A 19,999-nucleotide genomic window follows, 5' to 3' on the forward strand; every position below is an offset into this window, starting at 1 on the left:
TTTTTTCATCATGCTTAGGAGATGATTTAAAATGAATTATAAAAAATCATTTATCATAATATTATTAATTCTATTCATTTTTGGAATTAATATTGTATCTGCAGTTGAAGATACAAATATAACATCAATTCAAGAAGATTCATCACTTGAAATAAATGATGAAGTAAATTCTTGTGAAAATGAAAAGCTTGAAAATTCATTATCTTCTGAATTAATACAAACTGAGGAATCTGAAGAGATAATTGTAAATAATTGGGATGAACTTCAGTATTATTGTTCTTTATCAGATAAAGATTATACTTTAAGACTAAAGGAAAATACAAATTTTTATCCACGGGTCAATGATCCAAATCAACAGATAAAAATTAATAATAATGTTAAGATTATTGGAAGTAATGGTTCGTATATTGGTGATAGTGCTCCAAATCACCATCTTGTTTATAATGGGTCTAGTTTGATTTCAGGAACCTATATTCCATATACTCCAATAATTGTACCTTATGGTAATCAAATGGATTTAACATTGGAAAATATTACTTTTAAATGGATTTGCACATTATATAATCCAGATGCAGTATTTCTCCAGATGGGTGGTGATGGCGAGTATTTAATTAAAAATTGTATTTTTGAAGATATTAATACAAATTTAGGTCATTCATGTATTGTATATCTTGAAAAAGGTGATGCTCTTTTAGAAAATTGTAGTTTTATCAATTGTACAACGGATTTTGGTTGTGTGAGTGTTTATAATAAAAATAGTTTTGATAATGCTCGTATGGTAGTTAAAGATTGTTATTTTGAAAATAATTATGCAAGAACAGAGCCAGGTTGTATTAATAATTGTGCAGTGTTAACTGTTTATAATACTACTTTTTATAAAAATAGGGCTTCTGTTTGGGCAGGTGCTATTCACACTCACTTTTATGCGGTTGCAAACATTTATGATTCAACATTTATTGATAATGTTGCCGGATGGAATGGTGGAGCATTATATACTTATGGGAATTTAAACCTTTACAACACTACTTTCATTGGCAATAATTGTACTACCAATAATGGTGGTGGAGCTATTGGTGCTTGTAAATATAATTCCGCTCCACATATTTATATTGAGGGATGTTTGTTTGAGAGTAATGCTAATAATTGTTGGGGATTAGATGAGTTATCTACTGATGGTACTGGTCGTGGCGGTGCTATTTCATTGATGGATGAAGGTTCACTTGAAGTCCACGATACAGTTTTTATTGCAAATGCAGCATCTATTGGTACTGCTATTTGTGTTGTTGGAGATAATCAGTATGGTTATCCAGATGTAATCATTGTTAATAACACTTTTATTAATCATACTCGCGTGGGTGATGTTTTAAATGTTCGTGTAGTTGGTACTATTTGTAATATTTCAGACAATTATTATTTTGGTAATAGTATTGAATTTTCTGCTTTAACTTTGAAAACTCTCAGTCAGGGCAATGAGCAAGCGACACTTCAAGTCACTGCTAAATTATCTAATCCAAGTTATTATGATTCGGATATTTTAAAAAATACTTTATATGATGTTTATGTTAATGATGAATATGTAAAGACGGTTAATTCAACTAAATTCACGGTTGATTTTGGTGATTTGGACGTCTGTCAAGTGTATGTCGTTCCAACGATTTCTAATCGTAAATCTAATGAAGTTACAATAACAAGTACTCGTGAGTACGTTTTTGTCTCACAAAATAATGGTAATGATAATAACAATGGTTTAAGTAGAAATGCTCCAGTAAAATCAATTAAAAAAGCATTAGAACTAGCAGTGAACTGTAAAAATATAATTCTGTTAGATGGTGAATATGGTGAATCTGATTTAACTATAAATTATGATTTAACATTGAAAGGTGAGAATGATGCAACATTAACAGGTGCTACTTCATTTACCATATCATCTAATCAGTTTAATTTAAAAAATCTAGCTATTAATAATTTAAACTCAAATAATTTCATAACACATATTTGTGGTAATTTATCAATTAGTAATGTCATTATCACAAATAATAATGTTGTTAATTTAATCAAAGGGGATTATGTAACAATCACTGATTCAATTATTATAAATAACGATGGACTTATATTAAATAACACATTCACATCAGTTGAAAATTCAATTTTACTTAATAATTCCAATTTAATTGTTGGAGCGTATGATATGGATTATAATTGGTGGGGTAATACTTTAGAAAATTTCCAAACAAAACCATTCAATGGAATTAATAATTGGTTAGTCCTAAATGCAACAGCAGATATTAATGAGTTAGAAATAAATCAAATAACTAATGTTAATTTTGCTTTTTACTTAAATAATAATCAAATTAGTAAATATACTAATTTAAGAAATATTAATATAGTATTAACAAGCATTAATGGTAGTTCAGTTAATTCAACATCTTCTAACTCTAAAATTGCTTTTAAGTTAACTGCTTTAGGGGATGGGGAGTTAATAGCTAAGTACAATAACATTGAAACTCATGTCAGTTTTAAATTTATCAAATCCAATCCTAATATTAAAATAAATTATGATGATATTATGGTAGGTGATGATTTAATAGTTAAAATATCACTTCCAAAGGATATAGCTGGTAATTTAACTGTTGATGTTTCAAATCAATCTCAATTTAAAATTATCGATTCTAATAATGTTATTTTCAATTTCACTAATTTAAAAGCAGACGAATATAATCTTGTTTTAAATTATTTTGGCGATGATAAGTATTTATCAAAAGAAATTACAGGAAAAGTTTCAGTTTCCAAATACGAATCTTTCACTAATCTAAATTTAAGCACAATCAATGTTGATGAGGATTTAATATTAACTATCACAGCTCCAGGTGATGCAACAGGTAATGTTTCACTTTACATTAACAACAAGCTAGAAACATTAACATTAACAGATGCTAAAGCAAATTATACCATTAAAAACATTACTCGTGGAGACTATAGAATAACTGCAATCTACAATGGGGATGATAAATACCTAAAAAGCAGTGATTATAAGTTTATTGAAGTTGACAATATTGATGCAACATTGTCCAATATAATTGAAGACATTACTTATGGCGAAAAAGTCATTGTCCAAGTATTTTTAAATGACAATGCAACAGGAAATGTTAGCGTTACTGTTGATGGCATTACCAATTCATCCAGTGTTTTAAATGGTAGAGCAAATATTACTCTTTTGGGTATTGATGCAGGATTTAAAAATGTTTCAATATTCTACACAGGTGATGATACTTACTTCAACAAAACAGAAACAAGTAATTTCACCATTAAAAAAGCTAACTTAACATTTACTATCACTTCCAGTGATATTATGATTGGTCAGGATGCTGTTATAAGGATTAAAGTTCCGCCAAAAACAACAGGAACTTTCACAATAGGTGAGGACATCATTAACATCCCACTATCTGGAGATATAACATATATTATTCCAGATTTGCAAATCGATGATTATCTAATTACTGCAATTTATAATGGTAATAATTACTTTACAGTTTATAATTCAACAGAATTCAGTGTTTTAGAATATGCACTGCCACAATGGAGAGGAGATGATGAAACAACAAGATATGACACTAATGTTAACGGTGAAATAAATTATCTAAACATATTAAATTCAACTGTTAATAATTTGGCTGTTGACAGTGATGGAAATATTATTGTTTCAACTTCAAATGGAATCTATTCTTTCAAAAATGATGGTTCTTTAATATGGACTTTTGAATCTAGTGACTATCTTGGTAACTTTTCAGGAATCATCATTGGTCGTGATGTAATTGTTTCTCCAAGAAGTGGAGATACATTATACTTCATCAACCAAAGTTCAGGTAATAAATACGGATCTTCTAATCTATATCAAGGTTCAAGTCTATTTGCACCTTCATTAGATTCCAATTTTAATTTATACATTGCCAGTGAATACCAATATTCCTCTGGAAGTTATAAACTGGTTAAAATCCCATATCGAGCTTGGGAAAATGGAGGACAAATCACTTTAATTGATTTAGGAAATTATAAACCATTAACTTCTCCTGTTGTAAGTGATGATATTATCATTGTTTTAAGTGAAGGAAGAATTAGAGGATTGGATACTAAGACATTATCAACTAAATTTATAATGACCGGTAATTTTGCACCTGTAAAATCGGTAATTTGTGAAAACATTATTTATCTGGTTTTAGGGGATGCCATTGTGGCCTATGATATTCAAGGCACTCAGTTATGGAAAACTAAAGTAACTGGTGGTGCTGGTGATAAATTAATCTTAGATTCAGATAATGGATTATATCACGTTAATTCAAAAGGCGAATTATATCGTTATGATTTAATCACAGGTAAAGAAACTTTATTCTCAAGTTTAAAAGTAACATCTGACATTTTAATCACTAATGCGGGTGATTTATTATTTGCTTCTAGCAATGTATTTTATAGATTATCCTCTCATAGTGATATTTTATGGAAATCCAGTTTAAATACCAGTATTAACAACATGATAATGGATAAAAATGGAGTTATTTATCTAACTTCCAATGATAATAAGTTATATTCCATTACGCAAGGCGATTTAAAGAATGCGGATATTGCAGTTGAAGTCAATGGTAATCAAGTTATAATAACTTTAGATAGTGATGCAACTGGATATGTTAATGTAACAATTGACAAAGCCACCTATTCAGGTATCGTAAAAGATGGGACATGTACTATAATTTCTTCTATTTTAGATATTAATAGCATTAATGTTAATTATTCTGGTGATTTAAGATTTAATAATAATTTTAAATCAGTAATAGTGCCTAAGTGTGTTGTTAGTTTGGATTACTCAAAAAATTCAGTAATTTCTGTATCAGTGGCAAATGATGCTAGTGGTAGAGTAACAGTTATTGTTGATGGAAAAAGTTATAATGTGTTTTTATACAAAGGAAAAGCAGAAATAAATATTGCTCAATTAAGTTTAGGCAGCCATAGTGTCATTGTGAGTTATGATGGTGATGAGAAATACGCTGGTTTTAGTGAAACAACTTCAGTTTCCACTCCAACATTAACTGCATCCAATATGGCAGTTCTCTACACTAGCAATTCTTATTATAAAGTTCGTTTAACCCAAAATGGCAAAGTATTATCTGGAAAATATGTAACAATAACTATTGGAGTTAATAAATTCAATGTAAAAACTGATAAAAACGGTTATGCATTAGTTAAAATAAATTTACCTCCTAAAAGTTATAAAGTCAGTGTAAACTATGTTAATATCAAAATAACCAAGAAATTGACAGTAAATAACATTATCAATGCAAAGAATGTTAATGTTAAAAAGTCTGTAAAATCATTCAAGATTAAAGTTTCCCTGAAAAAAGTTAATGGAAAATACTTGAAAGGCAAAAAAATCACTTTGAAAATTAATGGTAAGAAATTCACTGCTAAAACCAACAAAAAAGGAGTTGTAACTTTTAAACTCAATAAATCCATTCTAAATAAACTCAAAAAAGGTAAAAAATATATTTATACAGTTACTTACATGAAAGATGTGGTTAAAAAGACAATTAAAGTAAAATAAAGAGAAAAAATATTTTTTTCTCTTTTTATTATATTTTTGGATGGTGGAACATGAATAAAAAATTAGTATTCTTAGGATTGTTGTCAGTTCTAATCTTTAGTGTTTCATATGCATCGGCAGAAGACATTAGTAATAATTCAACAATTTGTGAAGAAACATCCAATATTGAACCGAATTTAGAAATTCATAATGATGTTAATCCCAGTAATATCTTAGAAAGTTCTAACAGTCAAAATGGCTTGAAAAGCAGTGAATCTAATGAAATCATAGTTAATAATTGGGATGAATTGCAGTATTATTGTTCTTTATCAGATAAGGATTATACTTTAAGATTGAAGGAAAATACAAATTATTATCCAACAAATCCTAAGGATTCCAATTATCAAATAAAAATTAACAATAATGTAAAAATTATTGGAAGTAATGGATCATATATTGGAGATGGCAGTCCTGATGGAGGAGTATATCATGAAAGCAACAGTAGATACATAACATACATTCCAATTCTTGCTGAAGGAACTGCTATTGATATTATTTTAGAAAACATTACTTTTAAATGGATTCATACTTTTAAACAACCGGATAGTATTGTAATGCAGTTATGTAGTGGTGGTACTACTTTAATTAAAGGCTGCACATTTGATACTATTGATACAATGGTTGGTGCAGGTTCAGTTGTTCATCTTAAAAAGGGTGAAGCAGTTTTAGAAAATTGTTCTTTTGTAAACAATAAGATTCCTAAAGCATGTATTATGGTTTCTGAGGGTCAGGAGATGATAGTGCGTGATTGTTATTTCTACAATAACTATGGTAATGAGCATTCAACATGTGGTATGAATTGGGGTACTCTTACGATGTATAACACTAAGTTTTACAAGAATCGTTCTGCTGCATGGGCTGGAGGTATAACTACTTATGGTGCAGGGGTTACCAATATTTATAACAGTAATTTCACTGATAATGTTGCTGGATGGAATGGTGGAGCATTATATGTTTATAATATTGTAAATATTTACAATACCACATTTGAAGGCAATAACTGCACTACTAATAATGGTGGTGGTGCAATTGGCGCATGTAAGTATAGTGGAATTCCTAGAATCTATGTTGAAGGATGTTTATTTAAAGACAATAATAACAATTGCTGGTCATTAGATGAGCTCTCAACTGATGGTACTGGTCGTGGTGGTGCTATATCTTTGATGGATGAAGGTTCACTTGAAGTTAGAAACACAGTATTTGTTGCGAATTCTGCGTCTATTGGTACTGCAATTTGTGCTATTGAAGCAGGTAGTTATGGTTCTCCAGATGTTATTATTGTGAATAATACTTTCATTAATCATACTCGTGTAGGGGATGTTTTAAATGTTCGTGTAGTTGGTACAATTTGTACTATTGCTAATAATACTTATATTGGTAATTCTATTGAATTTTCTGCTTTAACTTTGAAAACTCTTAGTCAGAGTAATGATCAGGCTACATTACAGGTCACTGCTAAATTATCTAATCCAGGTTATTATGATTCAGATATTTTAAAAAATACATTATATGATGTTTATGTTAATGATGAGTATGTAAAAACTGTTAATTCAACTAAATTCACGGTTGATTTTGGTGATTTGGATATTTGTCGAGTCTATGTCATCCCAACTATCTCTAATTGCAAATCCAATGAAGTTACAATAACAAGTACTCGTGAGTATATTTTTGTCTCACAAAATAAAGGTAGCGACAATAACAATGGATTAACCAGAAATACTCCAGTTAAATCAATTAAAAACGCATTGGAATTAGCGGTAAACTGTAAGAATATAATATTGTTGGATGGGGAATACAGTGAATCTGGTTTAGTTGTAAATTATGATTTGACTTTGAAAGGTGAAAATGATGCAACATTAACTGGTGCCACTTCATTTATCACCAACAATGATTTCACATTGAAAAATCTAAAAATCAGTAATTTAAGTTGTGATACTTTCATTAAAGAGATTAATTCCACTTTATCAGTTCAAAATTGTATTTTCAATGATAATAACGTATCTGTACTTATTGAAGGCGATTCAATATTTATTTCCAAGTCAATTTTTACAAACAATAATATAATTGTCAGGAATAATGGTTTTGCAAGCATTCAGGATTCAATCTTGTTAAACAATACTGAAGTTATCCAAGGCAGTTCTAATTACGTTTTGGATTATAACTGGTGGGGCAACACTTTGGAAAATCAAGTCAAACCAAATAATCTAATCATTACTAACTGGTTGGTATTAAAAACAATCGTTGATAAAAAACAGCTGGAAAATAATCAGTTTGCAAATGTGGAATTTAATTTTTACTTGAATGACTCCAAATATTTGAATTTGCCAAAAATCAATTTAAATCTAAATTCAATTAATGGAATAACAAACTTAAACGCTACTCCATTAAATTCAAAGATTATATTTACTTTAACCGGTTTTGAGAATGCAACTTTAACTGCGAGTTATAATAATGTCTTAACATCACTTAACTTTGAATTTTTAAAATCCAATCCAAATATTAACATCAAAACATCGGATATTAAGATTGGAGAGGATTTAGTTGTCCAAGTTAGTGTTCCTCGTGATGCAGGAGGTAATCTAACTGTAAATGTTGGAAATATCACTCAAGTTAAAGAAATTTCAAAGCCAATTATTGAATTTGTTTTCAGTAATTTAAGTGCAGATAATTACAATGTCATTGTCAATTATGAAGGCAATCAGAAGTATTCTTCACAAGTAAAAACTACTGATGTTATTGTCAATAAGTATGTTTCATTTGTTAAAGTAAATTTAAGTGAAGTTGAAGTTGACAAAGACTTAATCATTATAATTACAACAAATGCTGATGCAACAGGAAATATCTCACTTTACATTAACAGTAAACTTGAAACATTAACATTATCACAATCAAAAGCAAATTACACAATTAAAAACATTATTCGTGGAGACTATATTATAAAAGCCATTTACTGTGGTGATGATAAATATCTTGAAAGCAGTGATTCTGTTAAAATAGAAGTTGACAATATTGAAGCTACAATGAACATTAAAGCAAATGACATTACCTACGGTAAAATAGCAGTCATTGATGTTTATTTAAATGATAATGCAACTGGTAATGTTACTGTAACTGTTGATGGCATATCAAACACTTCAAGTGTCAATAATGGTAGAGCCCAAATCACAATAGCTAATTTAGATGCGGGAGTTAATAAAAACATCACTGTTTTCTATACTGGTGATGATACATACTTCAATAAAACAGTGGGATCTGTTTTTACAATTGCTAAAAGCAATTTAACATTTTCCATTAGTGCTAGTGATATTATGATTGGTCAAGACGCTGTTATCAAAATCATTGTTCCAGCAAAAACAACAGGTACTTTCACAATAGGTGAGGATACAATCACAATACCTATTTCCGGCAATATTGAATATGTCATGGAAGATTTGGAAATCGCAGAATACACTATTACTGCAACTTATAATGGAAATAATTACTTTACAGTTTCCAATACAACTGAGTTTAAGGTTTGTGAATATCAGTCTCCTCAATGGACAAACAATGGAGCAAACACACAAAATACTCATCAGACAATTTATGAATCACAAACTAATGGTGAAATGTTATTTACTGTTCAAATTGATGGGGAAATTGCAGGGGACTTGACTATTGACAGTAATGGCAACATTTACATTGCAACTAAGGATAATATTTATTCATTCACTCCAGATGGTGTGTTGAATTATGTATTTGTTCCGGATACTCGTGAAAGCAGTTTTTCAGGAACATGTATTGGTCGTGATGTGGTAATTGCACCTAAATCCGGGGATACATTGTATTTCATTAACCAAAGTAGCGGTGAAAAGTATGGCTCTTCTAACCTGTATCAGGGATCAAGTGTCTATGCTCCGGTAATTGATTCCAGTGCCAATATTTACATTGTAAGTGAATATCAAACAAAAACAGGAACTTATAATCTTGTTAAAATTCCGTATAAGTTATGGGAAGGTGGAGGAAATCCGGTCTTGATTGATCTTGGCAAATATGCTCCTTTGGCTTCACCAACATTAAACGAAAATGTTATTGTTGTTTTAAGTGAGGGCAGGCTTAGAATAATTGATGCCAAAACATTAAGGTCAAATTCCATTATCACTGGTGATTTTAAAAATGTCCGACCGGTGGTTGGTGAGGATGATAGTATTTATGCTGTTTTAGGTGATGTGATTGTTGCATATAATCCTCAGGGCACTCAATTGTGGAAAACCAGGATAACTGGTGGTGCCGGCAATCAATTGTTTTCAGATTCTGAGTTTTTATATGCTGCCAATTCCAAAGGCAACCTTTACAAGTATGATTTATCAAATAATGGTAAGGAATATCTGGTTTCCAATTTAAACATTACTTCTGGTGTTTTAATTGGTTTAAATACTACTTTATACTTTGGCTGTGATAATCTCTTTTATGAAATCACATCAGAAGGTAATGTTTTATGGAAATCAGATTTAGGATCTAAAATCACAGGCTCTCCGGTTATGGATAAGAATGGTGTTATCTATGTAACTTCTGAGGATAATAAAGTGTTTGCCTTATCTAAGAGTACTTTGAAAAATCCTTCTTTGGATGTTAAAGTATCAAGTAGCACTCAAGGTAAAGATACTGTCATCACTATCAAATTGGATGGCCAGGCAACAGGCAGGGTTTCATTTGCCGTTAATGGAGTTGCATATGATGAGGAAATTGCAGATGGGGTTGTAGTTAAAGTTATTCCTAATCTGCCGGCAGGCAGTTATAATGTTAATGTTACATATAGTGGTGATTTGAGGTTTAATAAAACCAGTGGTGTTGTCAGCTTCACAGTTAAGCCTGCTCCAAATCCTGTTTTAAAAGGAAGCGACATCACAGTTTTATACACTAGCAATTCATACTACAAGGTTAAGCTGACTCAAAACAGTGCGCCACTGGCAGGCAAAACTCTGACAATTAGCTTCAATGGTGTAAACTATAATGTCAAAACAGACAGCAAAGGAATTGCAAGCTTTAAGATAGCTGTTAAACCTGGAAAATACACAATAAAAGCATCATACAATGGTAAAGTAACCAAAAACACTGTGACTGTTAAAAGCATTGTAAATGCCAAAAACATCAATGCTAAAAAGTCAGCAAAGACTGTTAAAATCAAAGTTACTTTAAGTAAAGTTAACAAAAAGTATCTGAAAAACAAGGTCATAACCTTGAAGTTCAACAAGAAAACCTTCAAGGCTAAAACCAACAGTAAAGGTGTTGTGACATTTACCATTAAAAACAGCATATATAAAAAACTTAAAGCAGGTAAAAAGTACACGTACCAAGTGATTTACGGTAAAGACAATGTGAAAAAGACTATAAAATTTAAATAGAGGATTTTACTCCTCTATTATTTTAATATTATTATGTTTATTTAATCATTTAAAAGTTTAGGAGGTGATTTGGAAATCTGGAAGAAATTGATCTTAGGATTGGTGTTATTGTTGGCATTATCTGCGGTTCATGCAAGCGATATTGGTGTGGCTGATGATTCTCAAGAGAGTATCAGTGTTGATAATCTGGCTCTTGAGGATATTTCAGATGATTCTCAGGCAGACATCAATGTCAGTGATTCTGTTCTTGAAGTTCCACATATTCCCGATGTGCCTGATGAACCGGATGTAAATCAAAACAGGACAATCTATATTACTCCTGAAAATATCGCCACATATTTCAAAGACAGTAATCTGGAAGATGATTATGACAATAAGGTCTTTGTCTTTGAGGGCACTTTCAGTAATCTAGGTAAGTTGTCAATCAATGCTCAAAATATCACTATTAAAGGTGATGGAGCGGTTTTCAAAAACACAGTTTTTGATATCTGCAGAGATAATGTTTCAATGTCAAATCTTAAGTTTGATTTGGATTGTGATTTAAGCGATAATGATGGTGCGGTAATAATATTCAATACTAATAATATATATCTGGATAATCTTGACATCAACTATAATGTGCCTTATAATTGTGAGGCTTATGCGATTTGCGGTGTTGGCGACAGGATGTCTTCAAGGAACTTGAGACTGACTAACTCTAAAATCAACTTTGAAGGCCACAACAATGACATTAATGTTTATAATTGTGCCATAAAAGTAATCAACTATGAGGATTCTTTAATGGAAAACAACACAATCACAACATCCTTGCCTTTAAAGGATGTTAATCATGGTGCTCATGGCACTAGCCTGGATTCAGACTTTGTACTTTCAGTAGGTGTTGAAAACTGCAATAAATTAAGGTTCATAAACAATACTATTATTTCAGAGGTTAATTACAGACAAGATTCATTGTATCCTACTTTAGATGGTTTACTGATCAGTAAGTGTGATAATGCACTGATAGCTAATAACTCTATTCATATGAGTGATTTTATCACATATCCTGGTCTTGACAATTATTTATACGGAATGGATATTTATAATTTAAATAATCTAACTGTAGTAAATAATGATATCTCGATTGTAACGACCGGTGGAAGGCTGGCTGCAGGAACTGCATATCCTATTCAGATTTCAGGACCAATTAGTAAGGTGAACATTACAAGAAATGATTTGTATTCATTTTCCAACGGTCCAAACATTGGGATTTACTCTCAAAACTACTATGGAAATACGGAATTGTCAATAACCTATAATTGCATTAACGTTACAGGTCTTGCAGGAACTCATGAATGGGCTTTGGTTGCAGGTGTGGAAACCCAGGATTCCAATTCAACTGTTGAAAACAATATCATTGAAGTGCACAGTGTCGGTCCGGTAAACATTGACGATAATATTTATGGAGTAAGTTACCGCCAGTCCACAGACGGCGACCATACCTACAGTATACAGAATAATACTGTATTCAGTGACGGTTACAAGTCTGTGTATCTGTTGGATTCCAAGGATTCGACTGTGGCGAATAATCTTTTAGTCTCTTATAATGAAAATGCAAAAAACGGCTATGACGGTTTTAGTTATGGTGATTTGTCAAGACATGACAATATCAATTTTCAAAACAATCAGGTCATAAGGGCTTTTGATTACTTTGCAAATCTGAACAATAATCTGGACAATGGTGAGGAATATTCTTATATTACTCCTGTTAATAATAATGGTATTTCAAATGTTATTGATGGATCAGGCATTAATCCTGTAAGCAATAACAACAAACCGGTTTATAATCCAATAATTCCAGGTACATCTTCACAGAATAGTGAAATGTATACTCAAACAATTATTGATAATCCAACAGGACATAGTGATGGTGATAGAAAAATTAATGAGGATAAAGGCAGTAGCAATAACAATAATGGTGCTGACAATGGAATTTCCCATAATAATGGTAATTCCAACTCATATAGTAATTCATCATCACAGGCTACAACTGCTGTTTCATCAGATATAGTGTCTAACAATACTGATGCAACTCCATCTGATGCAGGCACTCAATCATTAGTCGGAGGGTCACAATCTGGTGGTGGGTCTTCAGGTGTTTCTAAAAAAGCATATGAAATTGAAGATTTAACCAAAAGTGAGTTTATACCTTCAATATTTTATGTGATTGCTGCATTGATTTTAATAATTGCGGGATATAAACGTAAAAATTCAAATTTCGATTAGTCAAAAAATTTGACTAATCATACTTCTTTTTTTCAATATTTTTATATATCATCTTTAACATAATTTAAAATATTAACGATAAATTTTGAGGTGTTAAAGATTTTCAAAAAAACAATACTAATAATCCTCATATTCACAGTATTATTAAGCATTTCAGCAGTAAGTGCTGAAGTGAATGATACGATGGAATTGGAGGATATAAATCATGATTCATCAATTTATATTGATAATCAAGCAGGTAATGATTTAAATACCGGTAACATTACAAGTCCTGTTAAATCAATTAGTCAGGCAGTTGATAATGCAGATAACGGTTCAGATATCTATTTAACAAGCGACACATATGCCGGTGATAAAAACACAAGAGTAATCATTGATAAATCAGTAAATTTCATTGGAAACAACACGGTTGTTGATGGTGAATGCAAAAACTATTTGTTTACAGTTACAGGTAATGCTAAGGTCACTTTTAAAAATATGGTCTTTGTTAATGCATATAAGTCTCCTGAATCTTACGGTATTAATTATCCTGACTCAGTTTACGGATCTGCTCTTGAAATCAGAAGCGGCGAAGTCATACTTGACAACTGCACATTCCAATACAATGTCCTGGACTACAGCAACAACAATAAAAACATCTATGGTGGTGCAATAAGTAACAGTGGTACTTTAACAGTAATAGACTCAAAATTCATCTCAAATATCGCTCATTCCACTTCAGGATTGTTCTCCTATGGTGGAAGTATCTACAACAACGGAAAACTAATAATCTATCATTCAGAATTTTTAAAATCTTTGAGTGATGATTTTTCATATGGTGGTGTAATTGCCAACAGTGGTGATTTGACAATTGATAACACTTTAATTGCCAATTCCCGCTCTTCACAGGAATCAAGAGGGGGAGTAATATATAATACAGGCAACTTCAAATTAATCCGATCCATAGTTGAGGATAATGTTGTCTCCAAAGCTAATTTCCAATATATTTATGGTGCCATTTATAATGCAGGAACCTTCACAGCATATAGCAACATTTTTAGAAACAACACTGGCGTGTATTCAATTCCAAGTAGAGGTTCACCAACAATCTACAGTACAGGTGAATTGAATTTAACTTATAATCTCTTTTTGGGAAATGCTCCTTTTGAAGGAGTGTCAAAGGATGTTTATATCTCCAGCGGTGAAATCATATCATTGGACAACAACTGGTGGGGCTCAAATGAAAACCCATATGCCACAGGTGCCTTAAATTTAGATGAGAAGGTAAATTCATGGCTGGTTTTAAACATCACACCACAATATTCTGCTTTAAACATTGGCAAATCAAGTGATATTCAAATTAATTGGATAACTAATACACATGCAACTTTGAATTTGGATTTAGTGCCTGAAACAGATATTAAAATCAATGATGGTAATTATACTTTCGCTAATCAGCTTACCTATACTTTCAGTGACACTCACGTTAAAGGATTGTATTTTGTTCCTGTTGTTTTGAATGATTTTTCCAAAATCGTTGAGGTTGATGTGGGAAAAATCAAAACAAACATTGATGTTAATGTAAACAGTAATTTAAGTTATATGGATGATTTAATTATTGATGTTAGTGTTAGGGGTGAGGATAATCTGAATCCTGACGGTGTAGTGCTGATTTTTATTAGTGGTAATGTATATAATATTACACTCATAAATGGTCATGCAAATTATACAATACACGGTTTAAATCCTGGAAGTTACAACCTTGAAGTATCATATAATGGGTCAGATAATTATTTTAAATCATACTATACATCAAAAGTCACTGTTAATAAACGAAGCGTATACATGAACTTAACCATTCCTGAGTTTTTCATAGATCAAAGTTATTATCTCAATGTCAATTTAGATCCTGCAGGCTCCAAGTCAACTGCAGTGCTATACATTAACGGCATAAGAAAAAAGGTAATATACTTATATGATAATCAGGAAAATAGGATAGCTTTAACAGGTTTTGGTGAAGGTGAATACAACATTACAGTATCTTATGTGGAAAACGCCTATTTCAAAAGCACTAATGTCAGTGGTGTTTTAAAAATCAAGAAATACAAACCGGTATTTAATATCACAGCGCCGGACATTATGTTAGGTGAAACTCAAACCGTTAAAATCACAGTTAATCCGGATGATTTAAGAGGAGAAGCTATATTAAATATTAACGGCAATAATTATCTGATATTTTTAAATGACACTACTACAAACATTACCATACCTAACCTTAGGGCAGGGGATTATAATCTGAAGCTGGTTTTTGACGGTGATGCCAAGTTTTCAAAAGCCGTTTCAAGCCATTCTTTTAGTGTATTGAAATATCCGACAACATTAAATGTAAAAGTGAATTATAATGAAACCACTTTTAAAGGAAACATTCTTGTCAAAACCGGAAATAAGAATTGCACAGGTGAAATCAGCCTTTATGTTAACTATAAAATCTATCGAATGAATCTCACTAATGGTGAGGCTAATTTCCCGGTCAATTACGATAAGGGAACTAATTATATTTATGTCTATTATGAGGGTGATGATTACTGGGCGGATGCTGGCTGGAATACTACAATTGGTGTTGCTGATGAATTTATCCTGATGAGTGAAAACGTAACTTCATATGAGCATAATGATTTTAAATATGCCTTCAGATTAATTGAGCCTAGCGGTGTGCCGTTGCCGTCAAGAGTTGTAACAATAAACTTCAAAAACATATTGTATAACGTCACTACCGATGATGACGGTTACGGATACCTCAACCTTAACCTGAATGAGGGAAATTACACAATCGCTGCAAGTTATAAAAATCAGACAATAACCAATAGTCTGGAAGTTAAAAAGATCTTGTTTAATCTCACTGCTACTAATGAGACTTATGGTACTCCTTTGGTTTTTACTGCAAGTTTTGATAAAAACGTCAAAGGATGTGTTAATTTTACAGTTGATGGTGTTTTCAGTGAAATTGTTAATATAAGTGATGGAAAAGCACAAATAACTGTTTCTTATATTGATGCTGATGATTATTGTTTAAATGCATTTTATACTAATGACTATTTCAACTCAACAGTCAAATCAGTTATGTTTAAGGTTGATAAGGCTGATTCAATTTTTGATTTGGCGGTCAGTAATGTAATTTCTGGTGAGGATGCAAACATTACATTGACGCTGTCTGATAACACTTATGGTAATGTAATATTTATTTTGGATGGGCAGTCAACTGTTGTTGAAATTGAAAATAATCAGGCGGTTTTATTTGTACCTAATATCGGTGGAGCAAACCACATTATCAATATTACATATGATGGTGATAGAAATTATAATCCGAATTCTTTAAATTCCACTTTTTATATCAAGGATTTAAGAAGCGAGGTAATTCTGGAATTGGCTAATATAACTTATGGTGATGCTTTCAATGTCTCTGCTAAACTGGACAGCAACGCAACAGGAAACGTGACATTTGCAGTTGGAGACATCACAAAAACAGTAAGGATTGTTGATGGTGAGGCAGTGCTGTCATTGGATAATTTAAATGCAGGTATTTACAGTCTGTCTGCCATTTATAATGGGGATGCATATTATATCAGTTCTTTTAATTCCACCAGCTTTGAAGTATTCAAAGCCGATTCTGAAATTTCCATACAGGCGGATGCAGCACTTGGTGAAAACGTTCTGATTTATGCTTATCTTCCTCCTAATGCATCAGGTCATGTTACATTCAGTATGCCGGGATATTACACTTCAAGGGATAAGGAAATCGATGAGGCAATAGCATTATGGTACATTTCACCACTGGATACCGGAGTATACACAGTTAAGGCATATTATCCAGGGGATAACAATTACAATCCGTCAAATACCACTTATATAATCAATATCTCTCAAAAGAAAACCACTTTGTCTGTTGAAATCAGGGATGTGGTTGTAAATGAGCGGGTTTCAATTGCTGTTAGATTGACTTCAAATGATGAGGCTTTGGATGGTAGTGTAAGTGTTAAATTGTATTCCAGAGAGTATGATGTGATTGTACGCAATGGTAAAGGCAGTCTGATAATTGGAAGGCTTCCAATAGGAGTATATTCCTATGAGGCGTTCTATAAAGGCAATGAAAATTACACATCCCAAAAGATAAGTGGTTCATTTAGGGTTGATGAGATAATTGATGTTTCTTTGATTTCTCATAACGTCACAATGTATTATAAAGGAAATCAGAAGCTAGAAGTCCTTTTAACCGATGCAAGCAACAACCCGTTGGAAAATCAAATCATCCATGTTAAACTAAACAATGAGGAATATCAGCTTACAACTGATGGTGAAGGCAAGGTTTATCTGAAGCTTAATTTAAATGTCGGAAACTACACAGCATCAATAAAGTATAATGGCTCTGAAAGGTATTGCTTTAAGGATTTGAATGTGTCTGTTGAAGTAAAATCAACCGTATCGGGCATTGACGTTACCAAACAGTATGGTACATCATCCCAATACTTTGCAGTATTCCTTGACTGTGAAGGTAAGGCAATAGGCAATTTCAAGGTAACTTTCAGGATTGGTGATAGGTCATTTACTGCAACAACTCTTCCTAACGGCATTTCAAGGCTGAACATCAACCTGAATCCCGGCAGGTATGTTATTGAGGCAATCAACCCAAAAACAGGTGAGATTGCATACAATTCAATTTTTATATTCAACAGATTGATGAATAATAATGATTTAACCCAGAACTATGGTGAAAACAAGTGTTTCAAGGTCAGGGCTTATACCTCAAGTGGCAAGGCTGTTGGGGCAGGTGTGAAAGTGACAATCACCATCGCCGGTAAAAAGTATAGTGTCAAAACCAATACGGACGGTTATGCTTCTTTTAAAATAAATCTCAAGCCGGGAACATATGCTATAACAGCCAGCTATGGTGGTGTTTCTGTTAAAAATAAGGTTGTTGTCAAATCCATTATAAAAGCAAAAAACATCAATGTCAAAAAGTCATCAAAAAAGGTTAAAATCAAAGTCAGCTTGAGGAAAGTGAACGGCAAGTACCTTAAAAACAAGGTCGTGACCTTGAAGTTCAACAAGAAGACATTTAAGGTTAAAACCAACAGTAAAGGTGTTGCAGCATTTACAATTAAAAACAGTGTCTACAAAAAGCTTAAAGCAGGTAAAAAATACACTTATAAAGTGACTTATGGCAAGGATACTATTAAAAGAACTATAAAGTTTAAAAGATAGTATCTGATTTCTTTTTCTGTTTCAGGTATCAATACAGTAACATAACTTATATATACTTGGTGGATAACTAGAATATTACGAAATGCATTTTACATTTGGATGCATATTTAATCAATCGAAAATAATTCAGAGGTTATGAAAATGTATTATACTAGAGACCAGGATTTGATAGATGATTTTCACATAAAATCAGGTCATAGTGTTGGATCTAAAAAATCATACAAGACAACATTCAACAAATACACAACATTCCACAACATGAGTCTATGCGACCTGTTAACAGAAGCAATAACCGAACAGGAAAACAACATTCCGGAAAACCGATTAAGCATATATGACAGGATAATCTCATTTAGAGACCATCTGATTAAAAACAATATAGGAAGCACAATACCAAACTCAATATCAAAAATCAAGACATTCTACCATTACAACAGGGTAAAGATACCTTTTATTCCGCCATTGAACAGTAAACATGTTGCCAGAAACGATGTAATAAGCTTTGATGATTTGCCGACCAAGGATGAACTGAGGCTAGCTTTAGAGTTTGCAGATGATAATCTTAAGCTCTGGATATTGGTGATGATTTCATCAGGTACAACTAGGTGTGAGGCCAAATCCATGACCAACCGGACATTCTTTGAAGGAACAAGGATGTATCACAAAAAAGACGATTTTAGAGATGCAATGAAATATCTGTCACGAAAAAACAATGTGGTATGCACCTGCAAGCTGCTTCGACAAAAGACCGATAAGCCCTACTACACATTCCTCAATCCCGAATGCGTGCAGAGGATTGCCAAAGTGAAGCTAAAGCAGGAGGACTTTGATTTGGAAAGTCCGCTTTTAAAGTATGAGTTAAACCATGTCAATTACAAGTTCAAAGTGCTCAATGACTATCTGGGCTTTGGAGAGATTGGCGGATATGCAAGGCTTCGCCCCCACATGCTTCGTAAGTTCAACTCAACATACCTGAGTCAGGGAACCTTGGAAGGTGATCTCTTGGCTATGGACAGCATTGATTTGCTGCATGGCCGTGGAAAAAACAAGACTCGCCAGAGCTATTACAAGGACAATCCGGACTTTTTAAAGCTGGAGTATATTAAGGTTATGAGCAACATCTCGCTTTATCGAATGTATGATTGGAAAATTGTAAATGGGAAGGTAAAGGTTATCTCAAAGCCTTTGTAATATTGGAAGATAAGTATTGCTTTAACATTGTAATTTTGTAAATATCCAGTAATATTTGCTTTATTTAATATATAAATACTTAAATACTTGATAAAACAAATAATTACTTAGATAATCATTCTATTGAATGATTCGGGATAATCTTTGAAGTTTTGTTCAAGCAATATATTTATTATAAATAAATTTAATATAATATATTACTTATTGTACTGGGTGATTTATGTGCATGATAGAATTAAAATAGCCAAGGAGTTTGCAGAAACCATCAAATCAGATGACATTAAATTAATAATGT

General features: G+C 32.0%; 5 protein-coding genes. All 5 read left to right on the forward strand.

Features of this window, described 5'->3' with window-relative positions:
* Nucleotides 1-31 precede the first annotated feature (31 nt).
* The 5 genes from QZ138_RS06380 (at nt 32) to QZ138_RS06400 (ending at nt 19,704) form a co-directional block, all read left to right on the forward strand.
* Nucleotides 32-5,590 carry an Ig-like domain repeat protein gene (locus QZ138_RS06380; RefSeq protein ID WP_292887630.1) on the forward strand — a complete coding sequence of 1,853 codons (5,559 nt, stop codon included), beginning with the start codon at nt 32-34 and terminating at the stop codon, nt 5,588-5,590.
* Between the two features lie 50 nt (nt 5,591-5,640).
* Nucleotides 5,641-11,010 carry an Ig-like domain repeat protein gene (locus QZ138_RS06385; RefSeq protein ID WP_292887633.1) on the forward strand — a complete coding sequence of 1,790 codons (5,370 nt, stop codon included), beginning with the start codon at nt 5,641-5,643 and terminating at the stop codon, nt 11,008-11,010.
* A 69-nt stretch (nt 11,011-11,079) separates the two neighbouring features.
* A complete protein-coding gene (locus QZ138_RS06390) occupies nt 11,080-13,275 on the forward strand; it encodes a right-handed parallel beta-helix repeat-containing protein (RefSeq protein ID WP_292887635.1) in 2,196 nt (731 codons plus the stop codon).
* Nucleotides 13,276-13,365: 90 nt separating this feature from the next.
* The gene (locus QZ138_RS06395) at nt 13,366-18,513 is read left to right on the forward strand and encodes an Ig-like domain repeat protein (RefSeq protein WP_292887637.1); all 5,148 of its coding nucleotides are present in this window, start codon (nt 13,366-13,368) and stop codon (nt 18,511-18,513) included.
* Between the two features lie 141 nt (nt 18,514-18,654).
* The gene (locus QZ138_RS06400) at nt 18,655-19,704 is read left to right on the forward strand and encodes a hypothetical protein (protein ID WP_292887640.1); all 1,050 of its coding nucleotides are present in this window, start codon (nt 18,655-18,657) and stop codon (nt 19,702-19,704) included.
* The last annotated feature ends 295 nt before the right edge of the window (nt 19,705-19,999 follow it).

The organism is Methanobrevibacter sp. UBA212 (assembly GCF_905233225.1).
GTDB lineage: Archaea > Methanobacteriota > Methanobacteria > Methanobacteriales > Methanobacteriaceae > Methanocatella.